Annotated in this window: 9 protein-coding genes; 6 read left to right on the top strand and 3 right to left on the bottom strand. The window is 63.7% G+C overall.

Going from position 1 to position 6,206, the window contains the following annotated elements:
• Positions 1-206: hypothetical protein (locus EOA28_RS21480; protein ID WP_148670789.1), on the bottom strand; the 206-nt coding region annotated here is incomplete at its 3' end.
• A gap of 301 nt (positions 207-507) precedes the next feature.
• Between EOA28_RS21480 and EOA28_RS21475 the strand changes: the two genes are divergently transcribed.
• The 3 genes from EOA28_RS21475 to EOA28_RS21465 all read left to right on the top strand — a co-directional run bounded on the left by EOA28_RS21475 (position 508) and on the right by EOA28_RS21465 (position 2,417).
• A complete protein-coding gene (locus EOA28_RS21475; protein WP_127253703.1) occupies positions 508-876 on the top strand; it encodes an Hpt domain-containing protein in 369 nt (122 codons plus the stop codon).
• Between the two features lie 99 nt (positions 877-975).
• Positions 976-1,296 carry a 2Fe-2S iron-sulfur cluster-binding protein gene (locus EOA28_RS21470; protein ID WP_127253704.1) on the top strand — a complete coding sequence of 107 codons (321 nt, stop codon included), beginning with the start codon at positions 976-978 and terminating at the stop codon, positions 1,294-1,296.
• An 89-nt stretch (positions 1,297-1,385) separates the two neighbouring features.
• Positions 1,386-2,417 carry an NAD(P)/FAD-dependent oxidoreductase gene (locus EOA28_RS21465; RefSeq protein ID WP_128315236.1) on the top strand — a complete coding sequence of 344 codons (1,032 nt, stop codon included), beginning with the start codon at positions 1,386-1,388 and terminating at the stop codon, positions 2,415-2,417.
• Positions 2,418-2,474: 57 nt separating this feature from the next.
• Here the strand turns inward: EOA28_RS21465 and EOA28_RS21460 are convergent, their stop codons facing one another.
• Together EOA28_RS21460 and EOA28_RS21455 are read right to left on the bottom strand one after the other, a co-directional pair.
• Positions 2,475-3,950, bottom strand: coding sequence for an MDR family MFS transporter (locus tag EOA28_RS21460; protein WP_127253706.1), 1,476 nt, complete (start codon positions 3,948-3,950; stop codon positions 2,475-2,477).
• A gap of 203 nt (positions 3,951-4,153) precedes the next feature.
• Entirely contained in the window at positions 4,154-4,774 is a 621-nt protein-coding gene (locus EOA28_RS21455) for a DUF922 domain-containing protein (RefSeq protein ID WP_128315235.1), read from the bottom strand.
• An 84-nt stretch (positions 4,775-4,858) separates the two neighbouring features.
• On the opposite strand from EOA28_RS21455, the gene folP reads away from it, so the two are divergent.
• The 3 genes from folP to EOA28_RS21440 form a co-directional block, all read left to right on the top strand.
• Complete coding sequence (gene folP, locus EOA28_RS21450; RefSeq protein ID WP_127253446.1) at positions 4,859-5,713, top strand: dihydropteroate synthase; 855 nt, start codon at positions 4,859-4,861, stop codon at positions 5,711-5,713.
• Between the two features lie 2 nt (positions 5,714-5,715).
• Positions 5,716-6,075, top strand: coding sequence for a dihydroneopterin aldolase (gene folB, locus EOA28_RS21445; RefSeq protein ID WP_042647736.1), 360 nt, complete (start codon positions 5,716-5,718; stop codon positions 6,073-6,075).
• A partial coding sequence (locus EOA28_RS21440) for a 2-amino-4-hydroxy-6-hydroxymethyldihydropteridine diphosphokinase (RefSeq protein ID WP_189342127.1) occupies positions 6,059-6,206 on the top strand: 148 nt, incomplete at its 3' end. The genes folB and EOA28_RS21440, both read left to right, overlap by 17 nt.

The raw sequence follows: 6,206 nt of genomic DNA, 5'->3' as shown, positions 1-6,206 counted from the left end.
GGGTTGTTGGCGGGCTCTGTCCGCTGGCTGCGGCCTTCGCGCGCCAGCTCGTCGGCAGCTGCCGATATCTGCGCTTCGAGATCCTCCATCGACGCCGCCATGTCGAGCCCGCCTTCGTCGCCGGCCAGGTCAAGGTCGAGCGCCTTTTCCAGTTCCGCGGCTACGTCATTCTCGAGAGACTTGGTCGTCGTTGGTTTCTTAGCCATGCCTTCGCTACCCTGTACTAGCTGCCGCGGGACTTATGATTTTGGCCGGATTCTGGCCCGATTCTAGCTTGTCTATCCCGAGCAGGAGGCTGAAAAATGGACCTTCGTATCGTAATGACACACAGGGGTAAAGAAAACATGCATTCCCGGCGATACGTAAAACTTTAAATATAAGGTTAACGGAAGCGTGATCCGGCCGCCTCCCTGACAACATTTTTCCCCTCCAATCGTTAACCCGTTGGCGACCGGAAACGCCTATTTTCTCGGGCTCGTCTGCCCGCTTGATGGAGTTGCAGTGCGTATGCGTGGCGAAAGTGGTATTGCGTTTTCCATGCCGGGGGGAGATGCCTCCGGAACGGCTCGAGCCCGACCTGTGGATCTCGGCCATCTGGCGCGCCAGACAATGGGCGACCGCGACCTCGAACGGGAGGTGCTGGCGCTGTTCGTGCAGCAGTCGCTCAATGTTCGTGACCAGATCGCGGACGCCGACACCAGGCAGAGGGTACTTCTGGCGCACGGCTTGAAGGGCTCGGCGCGCGGCATCGGCGCGTTCGCGGTCGCCGAATGCGCGGCGATCATCGAGAAGCAGCCGGAAGACGTCCGGGCGCTCAAGCGGCTCGGCATGCTGATCGAGGAAGTGCGCGACTTCATCGCGGGCATCAGCCGCTAGCACTATCTTTCTGAAAAACGTCATTTCGTGGCGCTTTCGCGCCGCAGTTGACTTGTCCGGTGGAGTGATTATCTCCGTCGCGACTCCTCAGGTGACTTAATGACCAAGCTGACTTACATCGCCCATGACGGGACCCGATTTGACGTGGAGGCCGAAAACGGCTCGACCGTCATGGAAAACGCCATCCGCAACGCGGTGCCCGGCATCGAGGCCGAATGCGGCGGCGCCTGCGCCTGCGCGACCTGCCATGTCTATGTCGACGAGGCATGGACGGCCGAGGTCGGCGAGCCGGAGGCGATGGAAGAGGACATGCTGGACTTCGCCTACGACGTCCAGCCGAATTCTCGCCTCTCTTGCCAGATCAAGGTGCGCGACGCGCTGGACGGGCTGATCGTGCGCGTGCCCGAACGCCAGGGCTGAAGCCAGCTTCCAGTTTTCTTCGTGCTGGCTGCTTGGCAGCAGGCAATAGCTCATGCAGTCTCGCTCCATTCCCAGAAGGGGCGCAGCGCATGAGCAATACCACCAAGACGGACGTTCTCATTGTCGGCGCAGGGCCGGTCGGCCTTTTCGCCGTGTTCGAGCTCGGCCTGCTCGACATGAAATGCCATCTCATCGACATTCTCGACCGTCCCGGCGGCCAGTGTGCCGAGCTCTATCCGGAAAAACCGATCTACGACATTCCGGGCTGGCCAACGATCTCCGCGCAAGGCCTGGTCGACAAGCTGATGGAGCAGATCCATCCGTTCAAGCCGGAGTTCACTTTCAACCGCATGGTCTCCAACCTGGAAAAGCTCGACGACGGCAGCTTCCGCGTCGCTACCGACGAGGGCGAGCTGTTCGAGGCCAAGGTGGTGGTAATCGCCGCCGGCGGTGGCTCGTTCCAGCCCAAGCGCCCGCCCATTCCGGGCATCGAGGCCTATGAAGGCAAGAGCGTCTTTTATTCGGTCCGGCGCATGGAGGAATTCCGCGGCCACGATCTCGTCATCGTCGGCGGCGGCGATTCGGCGCTCGACTGGACGCTTAACCTGCAACCGATCGCCAACAGCGTGACGCTGGTGCATCGCCGCCCGGAATTCCGGGCGGCACCCGACAGCGTCAACAAGATGTATGCCTTGCAGGAGATGAAGCAGCTCAAATTCCTGGTCGGTCAGGTCAGCGGGCTTGCCGGGACCGACGGCCAGTTGTCATCGGCGACCATCAAGGGCGGTCCGGACGGCGACGTTGAGGTGCCATGCACCCGCATGCTGCCCTTCTTCGGCCTCACCATGAAGCTCGGACCGATCGCCGAATGGGGCCTCAACCTCAACGAGAACCTGATCCCGGTGGACACCGAGAAGTTCCAGACCTCGATCCCGGGCATCTTTGCCGTGGGCGACATCAACTGGTATCCCGGCAAGCTCAAGCTGATCCTGTCAGGCTTCCACGAGGTGGCGCTGATGGCACAGGCCGCCAAGCGCATCGTCAGCCCGGGCGAGCGCATCGTCTTCCAATATACGACCTCATCGACCAGCTTGCAGAAGAAGCTCGGCGTCCAAGACTGAGTATGTTGAATTCAGGCGATGCCGGCCGGACCTGAATCTCAACGCACCTCGGAGAGATTACTCCGCAAGCACCGGCGCGGCGTGCTCGTCGCGGCCGCGCAGTTCCTTTTCCGGCATGAGCGCCAGCACGATCAGCGCAGGGACAAGCGTGATCCCGGTGGTGAGGAAAATCATCACGAACGGCAGCGCCGATGACAATTCGATACGCGTCGCGGCGCCTTCGGACGACAGCGGCAAGCCGTAGCCGAGCGCCACCGCGCCAAGGATTGCCACGCCGAGCGCGCCGCCCAGCGTGCGCAGGAAGGTCAGCACGCCGGTCGCCACGCCCAGGTGAGCGCGGTCGACGGCGTTCTGGACCGAGACGGTGGCGACCGGGAAGGTCGTTCCGCTGCCCAGGCCCGTGAGCGTGGTCAGGATCAGGACTTCGAGCAGCGAGGCGTGTCCCGCAATGGCACTGAGCACGCCAACGCAGACGATGGCAAGGCTGACGCCGATCATGGCGATGCGCTTGTAATGGACAAAACGCGGGATCAAACGGCCGCTGAGGGTGGCGCCGGCGACCGTGCCGAGCAGCAGGCCCAGCATGGCCATGCCGGATTCGCTGACCGAAAGCCCGACGATCGACTGCAGGTAGACCGGCAGGTAAACCGACGCGCCGATGTTTGCCGCCTGCAACAGGAACATCGACAGCGTGCCGGCGAGCACGATCGGGTTGCCCAGCACGTCGAGGGAGATCAAGGGCTCGGCCGCTTTCAGCAGCCTCAGCGCGAAGAAAGCCCAGAACACGGCCGAGCAGGCCACCAGCGCAAGGATTTCGCGGGAGAACCAGGGATAGGCGCTGCCGCCCCAGTTCAGCGCCAGGAGCAGCAGCGACGTAGCGATGACCAGCAGCACGGCGCCGAGCCCGTCGATGCGATGGTTCTTGGCCGCGATCGGCAGCTTCTTCAGCGGGTTGTTGATGATGGCCATGGCAAGGAAGCCGATCGGCAGGTTGATCCAGAAGATCAGCGACCAGTGCAAATGCTCGGCAAAGACGCCGCCGAGCAGAGGGCCGGCGACGCTGGCCACCGCCCATGTGCCGGAGATCCAGGCCGAGTAGCGGGCGCGCTCGCGCGGCGGCACGAGATCGCCTATGACCGTCTGGGCCAGCGCGAAGAGACCGCCGCCGCCGGCGCCCTGGATGGCGCGGCCGATGACCAGCACCAGCATGTTGGGCGCGAGCGCGCTGACCAGCGACCCGAGCAGAAAGACCATAATGGCGGCGTAGATGACGGAACGGCGACCATAGACATCCGAGATCCTGCCGTAGAGCGGCGCCATCGCGGTCGCAGTCAAAAGATAACCGGTGACAATCCACGGCAGATACTCGGCATAGCCAAGCGCGAGCGCGATCGTCGGCAGCGCGGGGGCGACGATTGTCTGGTCAAGGGCTGCCAGCAGCATCGACAACAGCACGCCACCGATGATGGCGTTCTTCTCGCTCTCGCTCATCGGCGCGGCTTTCTGCGCCATCGTCTCGACGGTCTGGTCCATGCATCATTTCTTTCAAAGGCAGGTGCTTGGCGCGCCAAGGTGGCTTTGGCTGGTCGCGCCTGTCATTTCCCATCGTGGATAGGGGGTGTTTCGAACCCGCTATATGTCGTTCGATATAGGCCGTTTTCGACCGTCCTTCGAAAGTTTTCCCCGTCGGGCACCATGCTTGGGCGAAATTGGCCTCGGATGCGGCTTGCTTCGGGTCAAGGCGGCGGCAGCTGGCCGGCTTCAATGCGCTGCATCCGATAGCGCATCAGCCGAAGGATGCGGCTTTCGAAATTGGCGCCCTCGACCCGGTCGAAGCGCACCTGGTCCTGATCGTGCCTGGCGAGCTCGGCTGCCTGGATCGACGCGGCCTCCGCTTTTGCCTGTTCGCACGTCTTTTGCGTGGGGCTGGCCTTCAGCGCGTCCTCGAGCGAGCGCGCATGGTTCTCGGCGATCTCGACATGGCGTTCCTCATGCCGTTTGATGTCGGCCGAGAGCGTGTCCCAGAACAGCCTAACGTCGGGATCGGCTTTGCGCGGGCGCCGCCACTCGGGGAGGATCACCTTGACCTTCACGGTGACGGCCGCATCGGCGATGCGGCAGGACTGCGCGCTCTGGGCGTAGCTGATACGGGTCGTAAAGGCCATCTGCGTGGCGCCTGGATGTCGCGATCCGGTGCTCTTCACTTCGGGGCCGTTTCTCGACAGCTGGTTCTGGATATCGTCGAGCGTGCGGCCGCCGACGCTGAAATAGCTGTAGGTCTTCACCAGATTCGCGGCGACCGCCGGCGTGGCGGCGAGCGCGAGCATCAGGGCGCAGAGCAGGGGACGCTTCATCATATTGCCTCTTCACGCACCTTGCTTTAGGGCCGTCGCCAGCGCAACGGAATTGATTTCCGGCGGATCACGCATGGTTGATGGACAATGACGACAAGGCGATGGCAGTTGGCGCATGGGCGCTATCTCGACCTCGGTCCGAAGGCGGTCGTCGTCGGCATCCTCAACGTGACGCCTGACAGTTTTTCGGACGGCGGTTTGTTCATCGCGCCGGGAAAGGCGCTGGAGCAGGCGCGCCGGATGGTGAAAGAGGGCGCTGCCGTGATCGATGTCGGCGGGGAATCGACGCGGCCGGGTTTCGCTCCGATCACGGCTGAAGAAGAGCAGGGTCGCGTGCTGCCGGTCATCGCGGCGCTCGCCGCTTCCGGCGAGGCGCTGATCTCGGTCGACACCTATCGCGAGGACACCGCGCGGCGCGCAGTCGCCGCCGGCGCCCATATCGTCAACGATGTCTGGGGGCTGCAGCGGGAGCCCGGCATCGCGCGCGTCGCCGCCGAAACCGGCGCCGGGCTCATCATCATGCACACCGGCCGCGAGCGGCAGAAACTGCCTGATGTGATCGACGACCAGTTCCTGTTCCTGCGCAAATCGCTCGAGATCGCGCGTGCGGCCAACGTCGCCGACAGTCAGATCGTGCTCGATGCAGGCTTCGGCTTCGCCAAGGAAACGGCGGCGGAGAACCTCGACCTGATGGCGCGGTTTTCGGAGCTTCAGGCGCTCGGCTACCCGCTGATGGCGGGAACCTCGCGCAAGCGCTTCATCGGCACCGCGACCGGGCGCGAGCCTGGCGATCGGGCCGCCGGCACGGCGGCGACGAGCGTCATCCTGCGCTTGAAGGGGGCCGACCTGTTTCGCGTCCACGATGTCGCAATCAACGTGGACGCGCTGGCGCTGACCGATGCTATGCTTGCCCGCGAAACCGAGCCTCCCCCCGGACCCTGATCATGTACGTCATCCGTATGAAGAATTGCGCCTTCTTCGCCCGCCACGGCGTGCTTGACGAGGAGGAGACGCTTGGCCAACGTTTCTATGTCGATGCCGAGCTGACCGTCGAACCCAGCCGTCCGCTGACGGAGGATTCCATCGAGGATACCGTCAACTACGGCGTCGCCTTCGCGGTCATCGAGAAGATCGTGACCGGACATCGCCGCTTCCTGATCGAGGCGCTGGCGCTGGAGGTCGCAAAGGCGCTGACAGCGCGCTTCTCGCAGATCAGGAAGGCCGCGATCACCGTGCGCAAGCCGAACGCCCCGGTGCCCGGCGTGCTCGATTATGTCGAGGTGACCGTTGTCTGGCCAGAATAGCGTCGTCTATCTCAGCCTCGGCGGCAATCTCGGCGATCCGGCGAGGTCCATGGGCGCGGCATTGCGCATACTGGATGGCGACGACGCGACGCGCGTCACCGCGGTCTCGTCGCTCTACCGCACGCCGCCCT

This window comes from Mesorhizobium sp. M2A.F.Ca.ET.067.02.1.1, assembly GCF_004023285.1.
Lineage (GTDB): Bacteria > Pseudomonadota > Alphaproteobacteria > Rhizobiales > Rhizobiaceae > Mesorhizobium.
Note: the sequence above shows the minus strand (reverse complement) of the source record. Positions and strands in the feature narration are given on the sequence as shown.

Coding starts and splice junctions, on each gene's coding strand:
- EOA28_RS21475 (WP_127253703.1), top strand. CDS start 508: ATGCGTGGCGAAAGTGGTATTGCGTTTTCCATGCCGGGGGGAGATGCC.
- EOA28_RS21465 (WP_128315236.1), top strand. CDS start 1,386: ATGAGCAATACCACCAAGACGGACGTTCTCATTGTCGGCGCAGGGCCG.
- folP (WP_127253446.1), top strand. CDS start 4,859: ATGACGACAAGGCGATGGCAGTTGGCGCATGGGCGCTATCTCGACCTC.
- EOA28_RS21455 (WP_128315235.1), bottom strand. CDS start 4,774: ATGATGAAGCGTCCCCTGCTCTGCGCCCTGATGCTCGCGCTCGCCGCC.
- folB (WP_042647736.1), top strand. CDS start 5,716: ATGTACGTCATCCGTATGAAGAATTGCGCCTTCTTCGCCCGCCACGGC.
- EOA28_RS21470 (WP_127253704.1), top strand. CDS start 976: ATGACCAAGCTGACTTACATCGCCCATGACGGGACCCGATTTGACGTG.
- EOA28_RS21460 (WP_127253706.1), bottom strand. CDS start 3,950: ATGGACCAGACCGTCGAGACGATGGCGCAGAAAGCCGCGCCGATGAGC.